We start from the raw sequence: 24,391 nt of genomic DNA, 5'->3' as shown, positions 1-24,391 counted from the left end.
GATTTAGATTTGTTGGGGGCCAAATTTAAAGTTTGAATAATTTTATAGACACAATGAAGTATATGGAAATTATTTTTTCAGGTCTTTTTTCTTTTCAAAAAGTCCGTTAAATAAGCCTTTGCTTACCTTATTTTTATCATCCTTTCCTGTAGCAATCAGATGATCGATGTATTCCATGTATGTTTTCTTTCTCTCTTCAAGAAAACCAACTAAATATTCTTCAGAAGCATGCATTCCGCTGGTTTCCTCTATTTGTAAAAGTTTCTTATACAGAGGCTCAATAAATTTGACAATAATATCATTTGGAACAGATTTTCGCGTTCCAAAAAAGCCCACGATTTCGCCATCTGTATCTGCTACAATTTTAAAATCGGTTACAACCCAGTAATAACGGCCAGTTTTAGCCATGTTTTTTATAATCACGTGAATATTTTCACTTGACTTAATGCTGTCCCATAAAAATTTAAAAATAACTTTTGGCATATCTGGATGTCTCACAATGTTATGAGGCTGTCCAACAAGTTCAAATTCGTCATAACCAGAAACATCTATAAAATCTTCATTGGCATATAAAATGGTTCCTTTTTTATCAGTTTTACTAAGCAGTACTTTATTTTTATTCCAATCTACTTCTCTATCAGAAGGTGTTGGGCGGTTTAGTTTGGCATCCATAAATTTTACATTTAAATTAAACTACAGTTCAATTATGAAAAAATAAAACAGGTCTAAAATTTATCTCTTTTTTTGAAAACTAATCCCGATTTTCACCGGGATTTCGTTGTTAGTTTCTATTGTTTGTTGATTTAACATGAATATCATTAACTAAATCGTCGATTTTCTTGGCACTTTCCCTCATCATTTCCAGATAAGTAAGCAATTTATCATTATCGGTGTGCCCTTTTGAAACATCAATAAGTTTTAAAACTGAATTTACAGGAAGTTTTAAGTCTAAAGTTGTTCTATGAATAAAGTCATTATAGTCTTTTGTAGCAGACATCGAGCTATATTTTGCAGAAGCTAATTTCATGTTTTCTAATTCATATTCATCAGAAATTTTAGAGATATGGTTTTCGCTATGCTCTTTAAAATAATAAGCCCAATAACCATTCATAAGGAATACTACGGCAGCCAAAACTGTATGAATTATTAAAGTTTCAAGATCAAAATTTACTTGAGAAAAATAAACCTGAAGTCCAGTTGCATCATTGTAGATGTAGTTTTGAAGATATGCTAACCCTGCATGATGAAGAACTACCAATAAAGTCAGCGGAATTTGAAGCCTCCAATTTTGATAAATAATCAAGATTGTACTTGCAATGAATACTGTAAAATGCATTTCGAACATTCCATGCATTTGATAAATATACTGCGCCATAAAAATGGCTAAAACAACCGACAAAACGTATTGGTAAAATTTAGAGTTTTTCATGAAAAATTTAGCCGAATAATAAGCTAAAAGATTCAATGTCCCAACACCTACGCCAATTTCGAAAGTGTCATACTTAAAGGACAATCCAATCCCGAGAAGGAAATAAACTGCAAGAACATAATTAATAATCGTATCCGATTTTTGTGTCATTGTAGACATAAAACTGTGCAAATAATCTTGCTCGTTTAAACTAGCTTTTGTTTTCATGGTTTGTTAAGATTTAGGTTTTTGGAAATAGTTATTTAGTACATTTTGGTAATGAACATCCGTATGCCTTGAGGGCTAAAGCAGTAAAAGAAGGATTGTTTTTTCTGCTGAGTAAAGAATCGATAGCCATTTGAGCATAATTACTTTTTTCATCGGTGCAATATCTCGTTTTATTGTAATTGCCTCGATAATACAAATTATGCAATGGATCTAGCAAAACTGCTTGAGGCGTAGAGAAAACACCACATTTCTTAGCTATAGATTCATCAAAATATACAGGGATTTTGGCATCGAACTTTTGTTGAATTTCTTCAATAGTAAAATTCTTTTGTTTGTTTAAAACCACAATTTTAAAATTGACTCTGTCACCATATTTTTTTATCAATCCACTTACATGCGGAACATTGAATCGTGAACAGGGACAATCTGGATTAAAAAAATGTATAAAAACTGGTTTATTATCAAATGCACAGCATGGTCCTAATTCGACTTTGGAGCCCATTGCAATGGCATGATAATTTTTTGGAATTGGTGTTGGAAGACTGTATTTAAACTCGTTCTGCCAAAATAAATAACCAATTGCAAGAAGTAAAAATGTAAACCATAAGCTTAGAAGTAATTTTTTCTTCATAGATCATTTTTTTAATAGTTTTAAACAACAAAAAATAAACACTTGTTAATATAATTATTTCCTTATATTCTTTAAAAAACTAAAAAACTACTCCTATTCGCATATTTTAACAATAATACTTTCGAATAAAGATTGTATTATCGCATAAATCAATCATTTTGTTTAACGTATCAATGTTACAAATAAAATCGATAAACTGCAAAAAAAATCAGACAAAATGCATTAAAAATATTCAAATTAAGAACTGGTCTAACTTCAGATAATTGTAAAATATCTTCTAGCCTTTTTGTTTATTAGGTTTAAGTTTTTATTCCTCATTAAAAAAATTTAATCTTTTATTAAACCTTTTGATCTCTTTTTAGTCTAACTGCAAACCTTTGTACATACAAATGTTAAATAAAAGCTAACAGCTTCCGATTTCACAACAAAAAGTTAAATTTGTAAGGTTACTAAAAACACAAAACTAAAATCTATATTCACCTCATTTTTATGAAAGTAAAACACCTCATTTACACTCTTTTAATTATAACAATTGGAGGTTTTATCACCTACAGAATAATATCTAATAAAGGTAAAAACGAAGACTCTAAAAAATTTAATGACAAAGATTCTCCAACAACTGTTAATGGAACTGTAATAAAGACAGCCACTTTTGACAATAATTTGTCTCTTACTGGTTCTATTGAAGCAAATGAACAAGTAGAAATACATAGTGAGGTTTCTGGAATTGTAGAGGGAATATTTTTTAATGAAGGAAGTTATGTTACAAAAGGGCAAGTGCTTTTTAAAGTTAACGATATTGAATTAAGAGCTCAATTAAGACAAGCTGTAACTAAAGAAGGTTTGGCAGCAGAAAACGAAAGAAGAGCAAAACTATTACTTCAAAAAGAAGCTATTAGCCAAGAAGAAGCTGATGTTGCAAGAGCAGATCATGCTTCGGCTCAAGCGCAGAGCCAATTAATTAGAGCACAAATTTCTAAAACATCTGTACGTGCTCCTTTTTCAGGAAAAATCGGATTACGTTCTATTTCTCCTGGAACTTATATTACACCAACAGTTTTAGTAGCAAAATTGGTTAATACAGGTAAATTAAAAATTACATTCTCGATTCCAGAAAAATACGCTTCTCAAGTAAAAAATGGATCTACTATAGATTTTACTGTTTCTGGTTCAGACAAAACTTATAATGCTAAGATTTATGCAATAGAGCCAGAAGTTGCTGTTGCGACTCGTACGCTTCAAATTCGTGCGATTGCTGATAACACAGACGGTAAGCTTTTCCCTGGAACTTTTGCCGACATCAAATTGCCTTTAAATATTATTAAAGATGCTATCGTTGTGCCTTCTCAAGCTATTGTTCCTGTGCAAGACGGTAAAAAAGTATTTGTTGCCGATCACGGAAAAGCAAAAGAAGTAATGGTCGATGCTACAACAAGAACTGATTCTTCAATTTTGATTTTATCAGGATTAAAAGCGGGAGACACTTTGATTACAAGTGGTGTTATGTCATTAAAGAATGAATCGCCAATTAAAGTAAAAGTAAAATAATTAAGAGTTATGAGTTTTGGGTTATGAGTTAAAAGCTAAATCTCGCTAAATCTAAAATCCGAATTCTAAAATCTAAAATCTCACATGAGTTTATCAACTACAAGTATAAAAAGGCCTGTTTTAACCATCGTACTGAATTTGTTAATTATACTTTTCGGTTTTATTGGTTATACTTTTTTGGGTGTTCGAGAGTTTCCTTCGATTGACCCTGCGCAGGTTTCCATTCGTACCAATTATACAGGTGCCAATTCTGATATTATTGAGTCACAAATTACAGAACCTCTTGAAAAAGCAGTAAACGCGATCGATGGAATTCGAAATATTACTTCTTCAAGTAACCAAGGAAGCAGTAATATCACCATCGAGTTTAATCTTGATAAAGATTTAGAAGAAGCCGCTAATGATGTTCGTGACAAAGTTTCACAAGCGATTAGAAGTTTACCACAAGATATTGATGCTCCGCCAGTTGTATCAAAAGCAGATGCCGATAGCGAAGCTATTATTTCGATGACGGTTCAAAGTGACACCAGAAGTTCCTTAGAATTAAGTGATTATGCTGAAAACGTTATTTCGCAAAGATTGGAAACAATTCCAGGAGTTAGTGCCGTTCAAATTTGGGGACAAAAACGTTACGCAATGCGTTTATGGATTGATCCTGTAAAATTAGCTGCTTACGGCTGTACCGTTGCAGAAGTTCGTACGGCATTAAATGCACAAAACGTTGAATTGCCGTCAGGAAAACTAACTGGAAACAGCACTGAATTAACAGTAAAAACAGTTGGAAACCTTTCTAAACCAGAAGAATTCAACAATATTATCATTCGTACAGATGGTGATAAAATTATTCGTTTAAGTGATATTGGAGGTGCAGAATTAGGTCCAGAAAATTTAGAAACTAAATTAAGCCAATCTGAACTTCCTTTAATTGGTTTGGCGATTGTACCAATGCCTGGAGCGAATTATTTAGATATTTCAAAAGAATTTTATAAAAAATACGAAGCTTTAAAGAAAGATCTTCCGAAAGATATTAAACTGAATATCGCGCTTGACAATACCATTTTCGTAAAGAAATCAGTACTTGAGGTTGCTGAGACTTTAGGAATTTCGATCATATTGGTAATCATTATTATTTATTTATTCTTTAGAGACTGGGCAATTGCATTTAGACCTTTAATCGATATTCCGGTTTCTTTGATTGCTACATTCTTTATTATGTGGATGTTTGGATTTTCAATTAACGTGTTAACCCTACTTGCAATTGTGTTGGCAACAGGTTTGGTTGTAGACGACGGAATTGTAGTTACCGAAAATATATTCAAAAAAGTTGAAGAAGGAATGTCGCCAATTGAGGCTGCAATTAAAGGTTCAAATGAGATTTTCTACGCTGTAATTTCAATTTCAGTTACTTTGGCAGCGGTATTTTTGCCTGTAATTTTCTTAGAAGGATTCGTTGGAAGATTATTTAGGGAATTTGGTGTCGTAATTGGTTCCGCTGTATTAATTTCTGCTTTTGTGTCTCTGACTTTAACTCCAATGTTGAATGCTTATTTGATGAAAGGTGGAGAACAGAAAAAATCTAAATTCTATATTAAAACAGAACCATTTTTCGAGAAAATGAATAGCAGTTATGCCGAAGCATTAACAAAATTTATGGGCAGAAAATGGATTAGTTTTCCAATTTTGATTGTTTGTTTCGGATTGATTTATCTGTTTTTTACAATTCTTCCAAAAGAAACAGCTCCTTATGACGATAGAAGTTCTGTAACCATGCGTATGACAACTCCTGAGGGTTCTTCGTATGAATACACAGATCGTTTTATGCAAGAAATTTCTAAACTGATTGATGACTCTATTCCAGAGAAAAAAGTAGCTTTAGTGATTACATCTCCAGGATTTAGCTCAAATTCAGTAAACAGTGGATTGGTTCGTTTGACTTTAAAAGATGTCGACGAAAGAGAGAAATCTCAAAAAGACATTGCCGACAAATTAACGAAATGGACTAAACAATATCCAAATGCAAAAACCTCAGTTACGCAACAGCCAACAATTGCTGTAAACAGACGTGGAGGTTTGCCAATTCAATACATTATTCAAGCTCCAAATTTTGATAAATTAAGAGAAAAGATTCCGTTGTTTATGGCTGAAGTTGGAAAAAGCGATGTGTTTTCTACAACAGATGTAAATTTAAAATTTAACAAGCCTGAAATTAACGTAACTATTGATCGTGCAAAAGCAGAAAGTTTAGGAATTTCTATTTTGGATATCGCACAAACTTTACAACTTTCTTTAAGTGGTCAGCGTTTTGGATATTTTATTAAAAACGGAAAACAATATCAAGTAATTGGGCAATTTGACCAAAAAGACAGATCTAAACCTTTGGATTTGACTTCAATGTTTGTAAAAAACAAAAATGGCGAACTGATTCAAATGGATAACGTGGTTAATGTATACGAACAAAGTAACCCACCGCAGTTGTATCACAATAATAGATATATGTCTGCTACAGTTGCTGCTGGTTTAGCTCCCGGAAAAAGTATGGGCGACGGTATTCAGGAAATGGACAGAATTAAAGCAAAAGTCTTAGACGAAAGTTTTACTACTGATTTAGCTGGTGAGTCTCGAGATTTCGTAGAAAGTAGCTCTAATACTTCTTTCGCTTTTGGATTAGCTTTATTGTTAATTTTCTTAATTCTTGCAGCTCAATTTGAAAGTTTTATCGACCCGTTTATTATCATCTTAACAGTTCCAATGGCGGTTGCGGGAGCTTTATTCTCGCTATGGCTATTCAATCAAACTTGGAATATCTTTAGCCAAATTGGTACTGTAATGCTGATTGGTCTGGTTACCAAAAATGGTATTTTGATTGTCGAATTTGCCAATCAATTGCGCGAACAAGGAAAACCTAAATTAGAAGCTATTTTAGAAGCTTCAGAAGCACGTTTACGTCCAATTTTAATGACGAGTTTAGCTATTGCATTAGGAGCGCTTCCAATTGCAATGTCACTTGGAGCTGCATCAACTAGTAGAATTGGTATGGGAGTTGTAATTGTGGGAGGAACTATTTTTTCATTGGCTTTGACACTTTTTGTTATTCCTGCAATTTATTTAATGTGGTCTCGAGCTAGAAAACATTATCCAGAATTTGACCACATTGACGAATACGAAAAAGAAAGCATTAAATAGAAATCAAAAAATGATGTTTTTTGGTTAAAGAAAAAAGATATGAATATCAAAAAAATATATTGTACAGTACTAATTCTGCTTTGCTGCATTTTTCAGACCAAGGCACAGGAAGTTCTTACTATTGAGCAAGCTATGACGATAGCTTTGGAGAATAATTTTGAAATTAAAATTGCAAAAAATAACTCCAAAATAAACGAAACAAACGTTACAATTGGAAATGCAGGAATGCTGCCGACAGCAACGGCAAATATTACCGACAGCAACAGCATTACAAACTCTACACAAGTTAGACAAGATGGAACATCGACTTCGTTGGATAACGCAAAAAACAACAGTTTAAACTATGGTGTTAGCTTAGGATGGACAGTATTTGACGGCATGAAAATGTTTGCTAAACTTGATCAGTTAAAAGAGCTTCAAAAACTAGGCGATGCAGAACTTAAAAGAACTATTTTGCTTAAAATAGCTCAGGTAAATTCTGCTTATTATGATTTAGTTTTACAGCAGCAACAACTTGCAGCTTTGGACACTACAATCGTAATTTCTAACCAGCGTTTAACTTTAGCTAAAAATCGATTCAGTATCGGAAAGGCTTCAAAATTAGAGGTTTTAAACGCACAGGTTGATTTAAATTCAGATCAAGTTGCTTTGTTGCGACAAAAAGAATCTTATGCTAATGGCAAAATTTTATTGAACCAATACTTAGCTCGTGACCCAAAAATTGATTTCAAGGTTACAGACGAAGTAAAAGTAGACAATAAACTGGTTTTGGCAGATTTGATGGATTTAGCGCAAAAACAAAATCCAGGTTTAGAAACGCAAATCATCAATAAACGTATAGCCGAATTACAGCTTAAACAGGTAAAAGCAGATCGATATCCTACTTTAAGATTAACTTCAGGATATAATTTTTCTGAAAGCCAGTCTAGTTTAGGTTTTACCAGTGAAACTTCTTCAAGAGGTTTGAATTATGGTTTTAATGCTTCTATGAACATATTTGATGGCTTTAATCAGCATCGCAATGAAAAAGTAGCCAAATTACAGATTGAAAATTCGCAGATTGCAATAGAACAGCAAAGCACGATTTTAAATACACAGTTAAGCACCGCTTTTCAAACGTATTTAACTAATCTTGAATTAATTGATTTAGAAGAAGATAATGAGGCTATTGCGAGACAGAACTTAGAAATCACATTAGATAAATTTAAAATTGGAACCATCACAACGCTAGATTTTAGAACTGCTCAGCTTAATTATGTGAATGCAAAAGTGCGTTACAGCAATGCACAATATGAAGCAAAATTATCTGAAATCGCCTTAAAAGAATTAGCTGGAAATATCAATTTTTAATTTACTCGCCAGTAAATAATTTCAACACATAGAGACATAGTCTTCGAGCTTTAAAAAAAAGGCGTTTCACTTACTTTAAAAAACATAGCTATATGTATTTATGTAAGTGAAACGCCTTTAAACGTTAACAGAATTATGATTCTATGTATTTAAAATATTTTTATAATTTACTTCCAACAGATTATTTTTTTAATTTAATTTTGTCTCAAAACAAACATAAATGATTTCATATAACACCAAAGATTGGTTTACTTTTATTTTTCATTTTCATAAATCTGATACAGTTCGAAAACTGATCACAATTATGATTGCTATTGGAATCTATTCTGCAATTGTATGTTATTTTGAACTTCATTATTTTAAAGTTACAAAAAACGATTATATCCATAACATTCCAATTATGCACGGAATGCTTGGTTTTGTGATCTCTCTTTTACTTGTTTTTAGAACAAATACAGCTTATGACAGATGGTGGGAAGGCCGTAAACTTTGGGGCGGACTTGTAAATAACAGCCGTAATTTAGCGATAAAACTTTCGGCAATTTTAAAAGATGAAAACGACAGAAAGTTTTTTAGAAAATATATTCCAATGTATGCAGATATACTTCATCAGCATCTTAAAGATGAAGACACGAGCAAACAGCTTTTTGAAGATGTAGATTTAGAAATTGATCACCATAAGCATAAACCTAATCAGTTAAAAAAAATTATGTATCATAAAATCAATGATTTATATGATGCTGGAAAAATATCCGGAGAGCAGTTAATTACTTTAAATGACGAATTAGTTGCTTTTACAGATATCTGTGGTGCTTGCGAACGTATCAAAAACACGCCTATTCCCTACTCTTATAGCGCTTTTATCAAGAAATTCATTTTCTTTTACACTATGACACTTCCTTTTGGATACTCTGTAAGTTTAGGGTATTTGGTTGCTCCAGTTGTTGTTTTTATATTTTATGTATTGGCAAGTTTAGAGCTTATCGCGGAAGAAATTGAAGATCCGTTTGGAAATGACGAAAATGATCTTCCGACCAAAAAAATCTCAGAAAACATCAAAAAACACGTTGAAGAATTGATATAATTAAACGTTAAATCTGCGGTTTATATTCTTATTTTCCTTAAATTTAAAGTCTTCACCAAAAATTTAGATTTAATGAATAGCCAACGATTTTTAGTCAATCCACTTCAATTATCACAAGAAAAATCATTAAAGACGCTTGTTGAAAATAGAACTATTTACAATCTTAGTCATTGTGAATTAAATCTCTTTGAAACTTACGAATCAACGCAAAAAGTTCCGTTAAAATTTAATGATTTGGTGGTGACCAGTATGCTTCGTGGCAAAAAAATCATGCATCTTTTTGATGACCCAGAATTCGTTTATCTTCCAGGTGAAACGGTAATTGTCCCTTCGAATGTTGAAATGAAAATTGATTTTCCTGAAGCTTCCAAAAATAATCCGACACAATGTTTAGCTCTAGCAATAGATCAGGCTAAAATCGCTGAGATTTTAAATTTCTTAAACGAACAATATCCGAAAGAAGGACATAATATGTACTGGCAGTTAAACTATCAGAATTATTTCTTTTACAATAATGTCGAAATGGCCGCAACGATTAATAAACTCATTAAAGAATGCATGAGCACTTCAGTTGCCAAAGATATTTTTGCCGATTTAACTTTAAAAGAATTACTGATAAGAATTATTCAGACGCAAACAGTAAAATCGATTGACGAAGGGAAATTTCTAGACGCCAATAATCCAATAAAAGAAGTTACAGAATACATCAAACAAAATTTAAAGGAAAATATGAGCTTAAAATCGCTTAGCGAAAAAGCGTGTATGAGTACAACATCTTTCTACCGCTTCTTTAAGCGCGAACTCGGAATGAGTCCAATCGAATATATTTTGAATGAAAAAATAAAATGTGCTAAAAATTTATTGAGAAATCCAACACTTCAAATCAACGAAGTTTGTTATTTATCTGGTTTTGAAGATGCAAATTATTTCATCAGATTATTTAAAAAACACGAAGGAATTACACCGAAACAATACCAGTTATTGTATGTATCTTAAAGTTGCTATCCCGAAGCTTCGGGACTGAGACGCTAAGATTCTAAGTTTTTAAAAACTGCAAATAAACTGAAAACTGCGACTGAGACTGCGACTGAGACTAAAAAAATTACTCAATCCTAGTCACCGGCTCCAAATTCTGCTCTTCTTCGGGAGTAAAAATTCGATATTCGATTTGAAATGTTTTCTTTAAAGGAGTTTCTAACGAAAAACCTCCTACTCCAAATGCATCAATTACGGTCAAAGTAAAATGCGCATGTTTCCAGTATTCAAATAAATCTTTGTCTACCCAAAACTCAACATCTTCAACGCTACCAATACAAACATCTCCAGTTCGCTGATAATAGCCTCCTTTTTCAAAACATTGTGGCTGTGTGCCTTCACAGCATCCTCCTGCTTGATAAAACATCAAATCACCGTGTTTTTCTTTTAGAACTTTAATCAGTTCAACTGCTTTTTCTGTGGCATCAATTCGTTTAATCATAACTTAAAAATTAAAACTTGAAAAGCAGTAAACTCTATTACGAAATTTACTGCCTTGACTTAACCAACTAATTATACTTTACTTTCAATCAAACAGTAATTCGATTGTATTGGATATTTACAAATCAAAATTGCCTGGAGGGAGTTTGCTTAATGCCATTAAACTTTCATTTAATGCCCCATACATATCACCAAACAATACTCCAGGATTTTGATAGTTATTTTTTAGAAGAATCCCAATTTCTTTTTGTCATAAGAAATCAGCATATTTTTTGTCTGACGGTATTGGCTCAACATCATTTTGTGATTTTCACGTCCAATTCCAGATTGTTTGTAGCCTCCAAACGGAGCGCCAGCAGGATAAGAATGGTATTGGTTAATCCAAACACGACCAGATTGAATTGCTCTAGGAACTTGATAAATTTCATGTGCATCTCTTGTCCAAACACCAGCACCTAAACCGTACATGGTATCGTTTGCGATTTCGATAGCTTCTTCAGTAGTTTTAAAAGTAGTCACCGCTAAAACAGGTCCGAAAATCTCTTCTTGGAAAATCCTCATTTTGTTGTGACCTTTAAATAAAGTCGGTTTAATGTAATAACCGCCTTCTAAATCTCCTCCAAGTTTATTTTCATCACCTCCCGTCAATAATTCTGCTCCTTCTTCTTTTCCTAATTTGATATAAGACATGATTTTCTCTTTCTGAACAATCGAAGTCTGCGCACCAATCATAGTCGATTTATCCAACGGATTTCCTGCTATAATTGCTTCAGTTCTTTCAATTACTTTTTTGATAAACTTGTCATAAATATCTTCGTGAATTAATAATCTGGAAGGACAAGTACAAATTTCACCTTGATTTAAAGCGAATAAAACTGCACCTTCAACTGCTTTATCGAAGAAATCATCGTCATGATCAGCTACAGACGGGAAGAAAATATTTGGCGATTTACCTCCTAATTCCAAAGTAACTGGAATAATATTTTCTGTTGCGTATTGCATTACCAAACGTCCTGTAGTGGTAGAACCTGTAAATGCTGCTTTTGATACTTTTTTATTAGTTACTAAAGGTCTTCCCAATTCTGCACCAAAACCGTTTACAATATTCAGAACTCCTGGAGGAAGAATATCTCCAATTAATTCCATTAAAACCATAATAGAAATTGGTGTGCTTTCTGCTGGTTTTAAAACGATTGTATTTCCTGCTGCAAGCGCTGGAGCAATTTTCCATACCGCCATTAAAATCGGGAAATTCCAAGGAATAATCTGTGCAACAACGCCAAGAGGTTCGCTTAAAGCGATAGAAACCGTTTGAGAATCCAATTCCGCAATCGAACTTTCTTCGGCTCGAATTACACCTGCAAAATATCTAAAATGGTCAATTGCTAATGGAATATCAGCGGCAAGAGTTTCACGAATTGGTTTTCCGTTATCAATCGTTTCAACCGTTGCAATATATTCTAAATTGTCTTCAATTTTTTGTGCAATCTTATTTAATAAAATACTTCTTTCGGTTACAGAAGTTTTTCCCCACGTTTTAAAAGCTTCATAAGCTGTATCTACCGCCAATTCTAAATCTGCTTTTCCAGAATGTGCGGCTTTTGTAAATACTTTACCATCAATTGGAGAAACAACATCAAAGTATTCTCCTGTAATTGGTGCGGTAAATTTTCCGCCAATATAATTATCATATTTTGCCTTAAATTCAGGTCTTTTTGCTGTGGTACTCATAATATTCTTTTTTTGATTTACCCAAATTTAGGTTCATAAAAAGAAAGAGAGTAGCACTTTTCATTCATCTTGTAGCACAAAAATTACACATTCAATTTTTTTAGCCTTTTATAATATTTATTTAATAAAATTTTAATAGATAAATTATCAAAATCTTAGCACACAGTATTTTACCGTCAAGAAAAATCAGCAAGAAAAAACCACGTAATTTTTTCTTACTCCAAACCGCAATCCTTATATTTGTAACCTTATTCAAAGAATTAAATAACTACAATGAAAATATCTTACAACTGGTTAAAACAATTTATTAAAACAGATTGGACATCTGAGCAGACTTCTGAATTGCTAACAGATTTAGGTTTAGAAGTAGAAGTTGTCGAAAAATACGAATCAATTAAAGGAGGTTTAGTAGGCGTTGTTGTTGGACACGTCTTGACTTGCGAAAAACATCCTGATGCTGATAGATTGAAAGTTACTACAGTTGATATTGGCTCAGAAGCTCCTGTACAAATTGTATGCGGTGCTGCTAATGTTGCTGCGGGACAAAAAGTACCAGTTGCAACAATCGGAACTATTTTATACGATAAAGATGGTGCTGAGTTTACCATTAAAAAAGGAAAAATCCGTGGACAAGAAAGTCATGGAATGATCTGTGCTGAAGATGAACTAGGTTTAGGAACGAGCCACGACGGAATTATGGTTTTGGCCGAGGATTTAGTTCCTGGAACTCCAGCTTCTGAAGTTTTCCAAATTGCCAATGATGAAGTTTTCGAAATCGGATTGACACCAAACCGTGCCGATGCAATGAGCCATTATGGTACTGCTCGTGATTTAAGAGCAGGAATGTTACAACGCGGTGTAAACGTAGAATTGATCACGCCTTCTGTAAGCAATTTTAGAGTAGACATGCGTACGCTTAAAATTGACGTAAATGTTGAAGATTCTCATTTAGCACCAAGATATTGCGGTGTAACCATTTCTGGAATTTCTGTTCATGAATCTCCAAGCTGGCTACAAGACCGCTTGAAAGCTATTGGCTTAACTCCAAAAAATAATATTGTTGACGTTACAAATTATGTTTTACATGAATTAGGACAGCCTTTACACGCTTTTGATGCTGCAAAAATAAACGGAAAAGTGATTGTAAAAACAGTTGCAGAAGGAACTAAGTTTGTGACTCTTGACGACGTGGAAAGAACGCTTCACAAAGAAGATTTAATGATTTGTGATGAAAAAGGTCCACTTTGTATTGCTGGAGTTTTTGGAGGAAAAAAATCTGGAGTTACAGATGGAACAACTTCTATTTTCTTAGAAAGTGCTTATTTTGATCCAGTTAGCATTCGTAAAACTGCTAAAAGACATCAGTTAAGCACAGATGCTTCTTTTAGATTTGAAAGAGGAATTGACCCAACTATTACAGAATATGCTTTGAAACGTGCAGCGCTTTTAATTCAAGAAGTTGCAGGCGGAAAAATCACTTCTGATGTTGTAGAAGTTTATCCTAAAAAAGTTGAAGATTTCTCTGTTTTGTTGAATTTTAGCCATGTTTCTAAAATTATTGGACAGGAAATTTCAAAAGATACAATTAAAAAAATCTTGGTTTCTTTAGATATTAAAGTAAATAGCGTTTCTGATACTGGTTTAGGCTTAACTATTCCTGCATATCGCGTTGACGTTCAACGTGAAATTGACGTAATCGAAGAAATCTTGAGAGTTTACGGTTATAACAACATTAATTTCTCTAAGAAATTTAATGCTACTGTAGCAAATTCGCCAAGAACAGAAGATTATAAAGTACAAAATGTAATTGCTTCTCAGCTAAATTCTCAAGGTTTCCATGAAATGATGGCAAACTCGCTGACAACTGCAGCATACGCAAAATTATCTGCTTCATTAAAAGAAGAACATAATGTTTCGATGTTGAATCCGTTGAGCAGTGATTTAGCAACGCTACGTCAGTCTTTATTGTTTTCTGGTTTAGAAGCTGTTTCTTATAACATTAATAGAAAAAATTCTGATTTAAAATTATTTGAATTCGGAAAAACATATCATAAATATCTAAACGGATACGAAGAACACAAACATCTTTCTTTATTGATTTCTGGAAACAGAAACAAAGAAAGCTGGACAAATCCTCAAAAAACAACAGATTTCTTCTTGTTGAAAGGATATGTAAAAGCGATTTTATCTCGTTTAGGAATTGAAAAAATTGGTAACGCTCCAGTTCAATCAGATATTTATTCTGAAGGAACTGCGATTACTTACAATAATGATATTTTAGTTGAAATGGGTGTTGTTAAAAAGCCTATTTTGAAGCATTTCGGTATTAAACAAGACGTTTATTATGCAGATTTTAATTGGGATTTGGTTTTAAAAATCATTACAGGAAAAATTAAATATACTGAAATCCCTAAATATCCTGAAGTTCGTAGAGATTTAGCTTTATTAATCGACGAAAAAACAACTTACGAAAGCATTTTCAATTTAGCGAAGCAAACAGAGAAAGCGCTTTTAAAAGATGTCAATTTATTTGATGTTTACCAAGGTGACAAATTACCAGAAGGGAAAAAATCATACGCATTGAGTTTTACTATTCAAGACAATACTAAAACACTAACCGATACTCAGATCGATAAAATCATGTCTAAATTACAACAGACTTTCGAAACTGAACTTGGAGCAACTTTGAGATAGTTTATTCCTTAGTTTAAAATAAAAAACCCGACAGACATAAAAGCTCTTGTCGGGTTTTGTTTTTTTATTCTTTTTTTTGTTTCAAGCTTCAAGTTTCAAGTTGATAAACTTTGAGTATAATTTTACCGCAAAGAAAATCACGCTTTGCATAAACCTTTGTTTTTTCTTTAAGATTAGAACCTTGAAAAATAAAACTACAAACAACCAAAACCATCAACAATTAACCATTAACCATTAACAATCAACCATCAACTATCAACCATCAACTATCAACCATTAACAATTAACAATTAACAATTCATAATTATCTAGAATATTTCTGATACGCTCTCATCAACTTTTCATCGTATTTATTGGTTTTGTAAGCTGGTCCGTTATATTTTAAAGCAAATGAAGCCCAGTTTTTGTTTCGTAGCAGTCCAATCAAATTATTCTTTTCTAGAAACAATCCAAAAGCTTTTAGATGTTCACCTTCGCTCTGATTCATTTTTTCTACAAATTCATCAATACTTTTATAGCCAATAGAAGTTGCATTAAAGCCCATAATTTGAAAAAGTCCCCAAGAAGCCGAACTATTCGCTGCATCAATAAATCTTTTATCCTGAGCCAGATTTCTAGCCTTTTCGAGACGTGTATATTCTCCTGCTCCGCCAACATAATACTTTTTAGTATAGTTTTCAAACAAAATATCCTGCGTGTTTGAGTTCTTATATGACCTGGGATTTATTTTTCTCTTCTCTAATTCATCCCAAAAAGCATGTCCTTCAAACAAAATCTTCGGGCGACCATCTATTAAAAAGCCTTTTCCGTTGCTTTCCACTTCGTTTACTGCTTTTACAACTGCCAATTCCAAATTAAACTGTTTCGAAAAGTTGATTAAATCTTGTTCCGACAATAATTTATTATTGGAAGAAAAACCATTTTTGCTTTTTTCTAAAAGAGTTGACCACGTTTTAAGTCCCACTACTCCATCAACAACCAGATTGTTCTTCAATTGAAAATCTCGAATTGATTTATCCGTCTCAGTTCCGAAATAATCGGAAACAATTACTTTATAGTTTAATTTGGTCAAAAGCTCGTTTAAATAATAAACTTCTGGAGATTTTGCACCTGCTTTTATGGTTTTCATTATTTCTTGTTTTAGTGGTTATAGATTTCGATTACATTTTGGAATGTCTGTTTTTGCCCTAAAACTGACAACATAAAATTATAATATTATAAAATATTATATAACAGCACTTTAACCCGAAATTTTAAATAAATTTACCTAAACAAAAAAGGGGGTATTTCCCCTTGTCCGAATTTTCTGTTTCAAATAATTTTGTCTCCAACAACTCAAAAAACTCTTAACTAAATCCTTAACCAATAAATAATAATTAAATCATGAAAAATCCTCCCGCAAAACCGAGTCAATTAATCACTAAAGAATTTGCTAAACAATTAAATGTGAATTACAACAATAAAAGAGCTTCACTTACAGCAAAAAAAGCTCAAAAAGAAGATGCTAATGCTATTTGGTATTCTTTGGAAGAATTAGAAAATTATATTCATTATATTAAAACTAACGGAGCTAATGACGGTTATAATGTAGATGGAATTCGTTTTTATTTTGGAGTTTATCCGGATGATGAAAAACATGGAGAAAAAGCTGGATTGACTACTCTATTTTTAGTTCCAACGGGCAAAAAAGTAGAAAGCAATACTGAAAAAATTCAAAGTTTTGCTTTGGTTCAAGAAGCTTCTTCATCAGACATTCAAAGCTTGGAACCAATGAATTACGGAAACATCGGAAGACCGCCTAGCTTAATATACTAAAAACCTTATGTTTGAATTTTTAAGATCTTATATAGTTTATCTGGCTTTATTATCTGGAATTGTTGGTTTATTTTCGCTACCAAAACTTCCTGATAATAAAGCTAAATTTTTAGTAATTTTAATCTGGTTTTCGATCATAACCGAAATTGTAGGCTATTATTTTACCCAATGGACGGGTTTATTGAATTTTTATGTTTACAATTTCTATATGTTTGCCAGTTTCTCTGCCTATATTTTACTTTTAAGAGCCTTGCTAACCCAAAAAGACCACCGAATTTCGGCTGTTCTTTTTTTGATTTTATTTATCATTTCTTTCTTCTTGAACATTCTATATTTCAAAGAAGATATGAACCGCTCATTTACATACAGTTTTGCGATAGGCGTATTATTAGTTTTAATACTATCTTGTCTCTATCTGGTTGAGATTTTTAATTCTGAAAAAATATTAAATTTTAAAAAGTCAGTGTTTTTCTGGTACATTTTAGGAATTCTTGTTTTCCATGTTCCTTTTACGCCTTTTATGCTGGCAATCAATTGGTTCTTAATTAAACAAGACGAATCTATTTTTAGTTTGGTTTTATTTATTTTAAATTTTCTGGCACATAGCTGCTTTATAATAGGATTTATATGGAGCGAAAAGAAATACAATTATTAGTTATTTCCTTAGGCATTGTTTTCTTCACCTTACTTGTTACTTTGGTGGTCATATTCTTTTATTTTTTAAAGAAGAAAAACAAATTTGTTGTTGAAAAAATGGAATCCGATTTGTATTTCCAATCTGAATTGGTCAAAACCAGAATTGAAATAAAAGATCAGACTTTATCTGAAATTAGTAAAGAATTACACGATAACATCGGACAAATTATCTCGGTAGCAATTATGCAGCTTAATATTTCAATAAGCACTAAAAATATTCAAATTGAAGAACTTAAAGACCTGAAAGCTGTTTTAGCAAAGTCTTTGGATGAATTAAGAATTCTTTCGCGAATCATCAACAAAGATAATTTGCTCCAAGATAATTTTCTAGAAGCGATTCAGCAGGATTTGGAAAGAATTAAAAAACTTAAAAAGATAAAATACAATTTTAATCAAACAGGAACAATTCCGACAATCAATGAAGAACACGAATTAATTATTTACAGAATCTTTCAAGAAGCGCTTCATAACAGCTTAAAACACTCCAGAAGCGATTTATTTGATGTTAATATTGAAACCACCGATTCTGTTTTCAGATTGAAATTGAAAGATTTCGGAATTGGATATGATCTTACAAAATCGGGCTCGGGAATAGGGCTGAATAATATGAAACTGAGAGCCAAACTTATTGGCGCCAAATTGATCCTAAATTCTGATGAAACGGGAGCAAGTGTAACTATTGAATATCCTTTAACTCAAGGCTATGAAAACTAACTCAAAAAGCAAAATAATAATTGTTGATGACCATTTACTTTTTTCACAGTCGTTGGAACTGCTAATTAAGAGTTTTGGCGATTATGAAGTTATAGAACGTTTTGAAAACGGAAAGGTATTTATTGATTACCTGGAAGAAAATCCTTTATCAGAAATCGATCTTATTTTACTTGATGTTAATATGCCTGTTCTAGACGGATTAAGCACTATGAAATGGCTCAAGGAAAATAGACCGGATCTTAAAGTAATTGCTTTATCTGTTAATGACGACGACGAGATTATCATTAAGATGATTACCAATGGCGCAAAAGGTTATTTGCTGAAAGATACTTCTCCTGAAATTTTTAGAGAAGCTATTCACTGCGTCATCGAAAAGGGTTTTTATTTTACTGAATTAGTTTCTGGAATGCTGATCAATAAAGTCAACAGCGACAACAGAAAAATTAGTCTAAAGGAAAAAGAAATTGTTTTTATCAAACACGCCTGTACAGAAATGACCTATAAGGAAATTGCATCAGAAATGTGTTTAAGCCCTAAAACCATTGATGGTTACAGAGAATCTCTTTTTGATAAACTTGAAATAAAAACCCGAATCGGACTTGTACTTTATGCTATTAAGCATAAAATTGTATTCGTTTGACTAATAAGTCAATGCAGCAAATACTGGATATTCTTTGATTTTTTCTCTTCCGTTCAAAAAAGTCAGTTCCATTAAGAAATTACATTGAACAATTTCGCCTCCAAGTTTCTCCACCAATTCGCAAACTGCTTTTGCAGTTCCGCCAGTAGCCAAAACATCGTCGTGAATTAAAACACGATCTCCTTTTTTGATGGCATCTGTGTGCATTTCAAGACTATCAGAACCATATTCAAGTTCGTAAGAAGCTGAAATAGTATCAAAAGGAAGTTTTTTAGGTTTTCTAACAGGAACAAATCCTGCATTTAATTCCTGCGCCAATAACATTCCGAAGAAAAAACCACGTGATTCTGCACCAACAACTTTATCTATTTTTTGATTATTTAAAGACTCAACCAGAATTTTTAAGCAATTTGCTCTCGCTTCGGGGTCAATTAGTAGTGGAGTTATATCTTTAAACAAAATTCCTTCTTTTGGAAATCCTTGAATATCACGTATATAATTTTCAATCTTCATTTTTTTTTAATTTTCTGTTGTTTTTTCCTTGTTTATCTCACATTTATGTCTATCTTTGCACCCGCAATAAGCAATCAACAAAGCTACAAAAAAATAGCTAATTGATAACAAAAAGGCCTCGTGGCGCAACTGAATAGCGCATCTGATTACGGCTCAGAAGGTTACTGGTTTGAATCCAGTCGAGGTCACAAAGCCAAATGGCGCCAATTGAAGAGAATTGGTGCCATTTCTTTTTTTAAGTGACAACTCGTAATTTTTAATTAAGCAAAGAGATGTCAATATTTAACTCTCCAAAAACAAAACTCACCATACAGCTGGCCCTAGCCCCGATAGCAGCGGAAATCCTTCTGCGCCGGTGTTCGGCGCAGAAGATTGCAGCGAATAGCGGGAAAAAGCTCCAAAAAAAAACCAACTCTAAAAACTAAACCTAAAAACCAGCCCTAAAAAATAACATCATACAAACCCTTCAATAAATAAATAAATAAATAAATAAATAAATAAACAGAGCCAGTCCGGTGACTGCCAGGCCCCTTGAAAAAAACGCAGAAACACCAAAAAAAATCCCGCGCCGCCTCCCCCGCATCCCTTGACAGGACATCACTTTTTGCCTAATTTTGCCCTATGAACCCTGAAGAGATAAAAAGATATTTTGAGCATAATCCGCCTCCGAAAGAAGTAAGACTTACCGAGTGGGCCAATATCACCGATACCCAGGTATTCCTAAGGAGCTGCTATTTGACCATCAGAAACTTCAGCGGACCTGTGGAGAGATGCCCCGCGTGGTGGCATCTGAGGGATTTTTATCTTCTCATGAAAAAAACGCCGCAACTGAATTCTGCAGCATCCCAGGAGAATCCTTCAGCAGAACAAGCTATGCCAGCAGAAGAAAATAGCATTCAAGAAACAGGTCATTAGCCGGCTAGTAGAAGACCTGCCGAAAAATGGATTGATTTATGATTTGCTGCAGACAGCACCTTATCTGATATATCAGACAAGCAGAAATCTGCTGCCGCTTTTCTGCACGCTTCCCCAGTCCATCTCAAATACTTTCTGCAAAAGGTCCTTGAGCCCCTGAAAGCTGCTTGGCTTGACGGCATAGAAATCAGCGCCGAGCTTATGGCAGAGCTCTATATTATCGGGGCTTTTGCTTGTGGAGAGCATAATGATCCTCACTTCTTTCAGGGCATCCTCCCTTCTTCGGATTTCCGCAAGGCAGTCAAATCCGTTCTTGATCGGCATATTGATGTCCAGAAAAATCATATCAGGCAGGCGGCCTTTGTTCTTGTCAAGGGTATGGAGCAGTTCCTGCCCGTCGCGGGCGCCCTGGACCACAGCAGGAAGGCTTAAATCCTCCAGGGCATCCAAAAACAGCAGCCTGTCGTCTTCATCGTCATCTGCGTGATAAATAATTTTAGGGGTATTCTGATGTGCCATCGCTTTCACATTTAGGGCAGTCCAAGGCAAGGGGGCCTTGGCAATCTGCAGGAGTTATGGTTAAAAAATCAATAAGGCTCTGCAAATAGGCAAACGATAGAATTATGTCTTGATGTATGGTGAAAAGCAAATATACGGCTAATTTTTAAAAAAAAGCGCTGCAAATTTGGCAAAATCGGCTTCTTTGCCCGTTTCTTCATTTGCACGTCTGCATTTGATATCGGCATGGCCCTTTTTATCCAGCATGTCCATATCCAGACTGCTCTCTTCTACTGCTGAAGAGGCTCCAACTAAATTACCGCTCCTTTCTCCAGGTGCAGAATCGGCGCACCTATTTCAAAATAAAACCGAAAACACCGTCTAACAATCGCTTGAAGCCTTAAGTTCGAATCATTACTAGCTTATAATCCATATATAAAAAAATGAAAAGCAAACTCGGCCAGTAGGCGTTCCAAAAAAAACTTAAAAGCCAAAAGCCTTTAAACATCATTGTTTAAAGGCTTTTTCTTTTAGGGAAATCTTTAAAAAAACACATGCTTTCACAAAGTACAGCTACCTATTTTTATTGTATTATGGCAGGTCTTAATTTAACGGAAAACCTCAAATTAAGACTTATTTTACAATAATCTGCCGAAATTATATTTCCAGCATCAAATATCAACGGACTAAAAGATAAATTTGGAAGCAGCGATCTTGATCTTATCTCAGCAGCAAATTTCACAACAATTATTTAATTCTGTTCTCCGCCTGCAATGGCAGCACTAAATTCATATTGTTTTTTATGTTAAGGTCAAAAATAGTGCGCAGTTTCTTTAGTACTTCTCCATCCCCACCGATCTTGGCTTTGCCGCCGGATACTAACTTGTCCAACTCCACTTTTCCAGTCATAAGAGAAAGCAAATCGCTCTTGGAAATTTCAAGTGTCGCCATCGGATTTTTACTTTGGTAATCCGATACACTATTCAGCACGCCATTATGCAATTCCAAACCGAATTTGGCTTCTCCTTTTATTACAAGGTTAATGTTTAGATTGCCTAGCGCTAAAGCCTTTTTTGGATCAACTGCCATGCTCAAATACGAGATAAGCAGTTCTGGCGGTAATGCCCCGACAACCTCTGGCGAAATTGTGCTAAGATCATTCGGCACATTCCCGCCAATCCTTAGTTCATAGGCACAAGAAAGGTAAAGGTTTCGATAAAGCGCATTTTCTTCCTGATAACCAAGCTGTTCCAAAGCATCAGCCATCAAATAATTTGCTTCTGTATTGCCGCCATTGTATGCGACAATATTATTTAGCAAATCAACAGTAAAGCGATAGTCGCCTAGGTTAAATGATTTAAACGCAGCATCCACCACTTTTCTCTCTCCCCCCATTACTTCTACATAACGCTTCCCTCTTGCATCATCAGGGTAGGTAGCAAGCTTGGCTGCATTTCCGTCAAACCACCCGAGATTAAGAATATATGTTGCCTTTAGGTTATTTTTGAGATGACCATAGTATGGGCGATTATACCAGCTATTTGATACCGGATCGGGTAACTTTGCTTCTTCAGCAATTTCATCTGGACCATAACCATAATTGGCGTAGCGCAATACTGTATTATAAATAGATTGATACAAATCTCTTTGAGTTTTCATATATTCTATCACATTTTTATTATCCCAAACTGGCCAGGTGTGTGGTCCAAAGTTTACCTCCACCTCATCTCCCCATCGGGCAATAACCTCGCCTAAGTAATGTGCCCACAAGTTTGCATCTCTCGATTTTGCGCCACGCAAGGTGTAGATGTTGTGCTGCAGATGGTTCAGGTCCTCGGCCATAGACAGCGCTTTCCATTTTCTGATAAAAAACACCATTTCAGCTGGAGCCTCCGCATGGGGAGTTAAGAAGAATTCAAAATTCACCCCATCAATATCGACAGTTTCCCAATTCTTTTTAATCAGCTTATTAGGAATCGGAAGCCCAGAAGCTCCATCTGCCAAAACTACTCCAAGAGCAGCGGTAACCTTGCCTTTTGGCCCAGATTCAAGGATATTGCCATATTGATAACCTGCTCTGCGAGCCATCACATTACCAGCCATTACGTTTTCGCTTACAGCTTCCTCTACAAAATGTTCAGGTGCTATCAATGGAATGCGGCCACTGGAAAAGTCTTCAGGAGTGGCAAGTCCTGCTTTAAATATACCGTCAATTCCTCCAAAATGGTCTGCATGGCTGTGAGAAATGATACAGCTTTTAGCGGTCGTTTCCCACGATTTTTTTCATAAAGTTCGATTGACTTTGCCAAAGTCTCCGGGGAATACTCAATATCAAATAGGATAATTCCATTGTTAGTCTCAATTATTGAAAGGTTAACCAAGTCCTGCCCCCTCACTTGATAAATATTATCAATTACCTTGTACAAACCACCTCGGTTTACCAATTGGGCATGGCGCCATAAGCTAGGATTGACCGTAGCAGGCGCTTCCTTATTTTGCATAAAGTTCATCTTGGTTGCGCTGATTACGTCTTTAATATCCCCATTGTTAATTAAAGGGGCAATAAATCCCCTATCAACATCCTTAAAAGCAGTTTTATCATCAAACGCTAACTGCTTATATACAGCCTCATTAAGTTCTTTCGTAAATTTGGAGGCCTCTTTTTGACTGGCATCTGTTAAATACTTTTCACTTCCTTTTTTTTGATTTTGACAAATAGCTGTTATTGAAAAACTTGCTGCTGCCATTAAAATTAGCTTTTTCATATATGATTATCATTAGATGGTTAATATTCATTTTTTTTAATATTCTATAACTCTCTCACAACAAGAAAAAAATTTAATTGCTTACTTTTTTTTGAGTCCTAATAGTAAAAAACGCAGCACTATTTCGAAATTTTATTCTCTTTTTTCAGCAATTATCTTTGCAGTTTTCTATACACTTCAAAAAAAACTCGTTCTCTCATTTTTGCTTTGAAAGTTTGTGGTATTAGTAAGATGAGGTTCCTCATGGAGACATTCCGCAAAAATTTAAAACGTTTCTTAAATCATGAAAATTTCCAAATCTGATTTCTGACAATAGCAAATTTGGCTTTTATTTGGCTTAAGTTGAATATCAAAAATGTTTGCGTCCCATGTTTGGCAAGAACTATAAGAAATTAACTTAAGCATTAACATAAGAATGCCGAATAGCTAGCTAAAATTCCTACGATAGCTAAAATAAAAATTTTATCCAACTCAAGAATATCAGGGCCAGTTTGTTGTTTCA

The 24,391-nt window shown here is 33.9% G+C and carries 21 protein-coding genes and 1 tRNA gene; 12 read left to right on the top strand and 10 right to left on the bottom strand.

The window, feature by feature from the left end; all coding sequences use genetic code 11:
* Nucleotides 1–69 precede the first annotated feature (69 nt).
* The 3 genes from DM444_RS22960 to DM444_RS22950 form a co-directional block, all read right to left on the bottom strand.
* Complete coding sequence (locus DM444_RS22960) at nt 70–672, bottom strand: PAS domain-containing protein (RefSeq protein WP_111290963.1); 603 nt, start codon at nt 670–672, stop codon at nt 70–72.
* A 109-nt stretch (nt 673–781) separates the two neighbouring features.
* Nucleotides 782–1,636, bottom strand: coding sequence for a hypothetical protein (locus DM444_RS22955; protein WP_111290961.1), 855 nt, complete (start codon nt 1,634–1,636; stop codon nt 782–784).
* Nucleotides 1,637–1,667: 31 nt separating this feature from the next.
* The gene (locus DM444_RS22950) at nt 1,668–2,267 is read right to left on the bottom strand and encodes a DUF6436 domain-containing protein (RefSeq protein WP_111290959.1); all 600 of its coding nucleotides are present in this window, start codon (nt 2,265–2,267) and stop codon (nt 1,668–1,670) included.
* Between the two features lie 489 nt (nt 2,268–2,756).
* Between DM444_RS22950 and DM444_RS22945 the strand changes: the two genes are divergently transcribed.
* From DM444_RS22945 to DM444_RS22925, 5 genes are all read left to right on the top strand, one after another.
* The gene (locus tag DM444_RS22945; protein ID WP_111290957.1) at nt 2,757–3,815 is read left to right on the top strand and encodes an efflux RND transporter periplasmic adaptor subunit; all 1,059 of its coding nucleotides are present in this window, start codon (nt 2,757–2,759) and stop codon (nt 3,813–3,815) included.
* Nucleotides 3,816–3,899: 84 nt separating this feature from the next.
* Nucleotides 3,900–6,998 carry an efflux RND transporter permease subunit gene (locus tag DM444_RS22940; RefSeq protein ID WP_111290955.1) on the top strand — a complete coding sequence of 1,033 codons (3,099 nt, stop codon included), beginning with the start codon at nt 3,900–3,902 and terminating at the stop codon, nt 6,996–6,998.
* A gap of 39 nt (nt 6,999–7,037) precedes the next feature.
* Entirely contained in the window at nt 7,038–8,348 is a 1,311-nt protein-coding gene (locus DM444_RS22935; protein WP_111290953.1) for a TolC family protein, read from the top strand.
* Nucleotides 8,349–8,568: 220 nt separating this feature from the next.
* Nucleotides 8,569–9,432, top strand: a complete 864-nt coding sequence (locus DM444_RS22930) for a bestrophin family protein (RefSeq protein WP_111290951.1) — start codon at nt 8,569–8,571, stop codon at nt 9,430–9,432.
* Between the two features lie 72 nt (nt 9,433–9,504).
* Nucleotides 9,505–10,428, top strand: a complete 924-nt coding sequence (locus tag DM444_RS22925; RefSeq protein WP_111290949.1) for an AraC family transcriptional regulator — start codon at nt 9,505–9,507, stop codon at nt 10,426–10,428.
* A 106-nt stretch (nt 10,429–10,534) separates the two neighbouring features.
* On the opposite strand, the gene DM444_RS22920 is transcribed toward DM444_RS22925, so the two are convergent.
* Both DM444_RS22920 and DM444_RS22915 read right to left on the bottom strand, forming a co-directional pair.
* A complete protein-coding gene (locus DM444_RS22920; protein ID WP_111290947.1) occupies nt 10,535–10,909 on the bottom strand; it encodes a DUF779 domain-containing protein in 375 nt (124 codons plus the stop codon).
* Between the two features lie 224 nt (nt 10,910–11,133).
* Nucleotides 11,134–12,639, bottom strand: a complete 1,506-nt coding sequence (locus DM444_RS22915; RefSeq protein ID WP_111290945.1) for an aldehyde dehydrogenase family protein — start codon at nt 12,637–12,639, stop codon at nt 11,134–11,136.
* Between the two features lie 273 nt (nt 12,640–12,912).
* Between DM444_RS22915 and pheT the strand changes: the two genes are divergently transcribed.
* Nucleotides 12,913–15,333, top strand: a complete 2,421-nt coding sequence (gene pheT / locus DM444_RS22910) for a phenylalanine--tRNA ligase subunit beta (protein WP_111290943.1) — start codon at nt 12,913–12,915, stop codon at nt 15,331–15,333.
* A gap of 304 nt (nt 15,334–15,637) precedes the next feature.
* Here the strand turns inward: pheT and DM444_RS22905 are convergent, their stop codons facing one another.
* A complete protein-coding gene (locus DM444_RS22905) occupies nt 15,638–16,462 on the bottom strand; it encodes an N-acetylmuramidase domain-containing protein (RefSeq protein WP_111290941.1) in 825 nt (274 codons plus the stop codon).
* Between the two features lie 254 nt (nt 16,463–16,716).
* Here DM444_RS22905 and DM444_RS22900 point away from each other — a divergent pair, with 254 nt between their 5' ends.
* From DM444_RS22900 to DM444_RS22885, 4 genes are all read left to right on the top strand, one after another.
* Nucleotides 16,717–17,148: a hypothetical protein gene (locus DM444_RS22900; protein ID WP_111290939.1), complete on the top strand. Its 432-nt coding sequence runs from the start codon at nt 16,717–16,719 to the stop codon at nt 17,146–17,148.
* Between the two features lie 7 nt (nt 17,149–17,155).
* Nucleotides 17,156–17,803, top strand: coding sequence for a hypothetical protein (locus DM444_RS22895; RefSeq protein ID WP_111290937.1), 648 nt, complete (start codon nt 17,156–17,158; stop codon nt 17,801–17,803).
* Between the two features lie 98 nt (nt 17,804–17,901).
* On the top strand, nt 17,902–18,558 hold the full coding sequence (locus tag DM444_RS22890; RefSeq protein WP_239455778.1) for a sensor histidine kinase: 657 nt from the start codon (nt 17,902–17,904) through the stop codon (nt 18,556–18,558).
* Complete coding sequence (locus tag DM444_RS22885) at nt 18,548–19,198, top strand: response regulator transcription factor (protein ID WP_111290933.1); 651 nt, start codon at nt 18,548–18,550, stop codon at nt 19,196–19,198. Before DM444_RS22890 ends, DM444_RS22885 begins: the two co-directional genes overlap by 11 nt.
* On the opposite strand, the gene DM444_RS22880 is transcribed toward DM444_RS22885, so the two are convergent.
* Nucleotides 19,199–19,711: an adenine phosphoribosyltransferase gene (locus DM444_RS22880; RefSeq protein WP_111290931.1), complete on the bottom strand. Its 513-nt coding sequence runs from the start codon at nt 19,709–19,711 to the stop codon at nt 19,199–19,201. It abuts the gene before it with no gap.
* A 114-nt stretch (nt 19,712–19,825) separates the two neighbouring features.
* On the opposite strand from DM444_RS22880, the gene DM444_RS22875 reads away from it, so the two are divergent.
* A tRNA-Arg gene (locus tag DM444_RS22875) sits at nt 19,826–19,899 on the top strand.
* A 433-nt stretch (nt 19,900–20,332) separates the two neighbouring features.
* A complete protein-coding gene (locus tag DM444_RS22870) occupies nt 20,333–20,626 on the top strand; it encodes a DUF6965 family protein (RefSeq protein ID WP_109193328.1) in 294 nt (97 codons plus the stop codon).
* A 72-nt stretch (nt 20,627–20,698) separates the two neighbouring features.
* Here DM444_RS22870 and DM444_RS22865 read toward each other — a convergent pair whose 3' ends face one another.
* The 3 genes from DM444_RS22865 to DM444_RS22850 all read right to left on the bottom strand — a co-directional run bounded on the left by DM444_RS22865 (nt 20,699) and on the right by DM444_RS22850 (nt 23,889).
* The gene (locus DM444_RS22865) at nt 20,699–21,145 is read right to left on the bottom strand and encodes a response regulator (protein ID WP_109194856.1); all 447 of its coding nucleotides are present in this window, start codon (nt 21,143–21,145) and stop codon (nt 20,699–20,701) included.
* A 726-nt stretch (nt 21,146–21,871) separates the two neighbouring features.
* A complete protein-coding gene (locus DM444_RS22855) occupies nt 21,872–23,275 on the bottom strand; it encodes an alkyl/aryl-sulfatase (RefSeq protein WP_111290929.1) in 1,404 nt (467 codons plus the stop codon).
* Nucleotides 23,272–23,889: a hypothetical protein gene (locus tag DM444_RS22850; RefSeq protein ID WP_111290927.1), complete on the bottom strand. Its 618-nt coding sequence runs from the start codon at nt 23,887–23,889 to the stop codon at nt 23,272–23,274. The genes DM444_RS22855 and DM444_RS22850 overlap by 4 nt, the downstream gene beginning before the upstream one ends.
* Nucleotides 23,890–24,391: the final 502 nt, after the last annotated feature.

The organism is Flavobacterium ginsenosidimutans, assembly GCF_003254625.1.
In the GTDB taxonomy this organism is placed as follows: domain Bacteria; phylum Bacteroidota; class Bacteroidia; order Flavobacteriales; family Flavobacteriaceae; genus Flavobacterium; species Flavobacterium ginsenosidimutans.
Note: the sequence above shows the minus strand (reverse complement) of the source record. Positions and strands in the feature narration are given on the sequence as shown.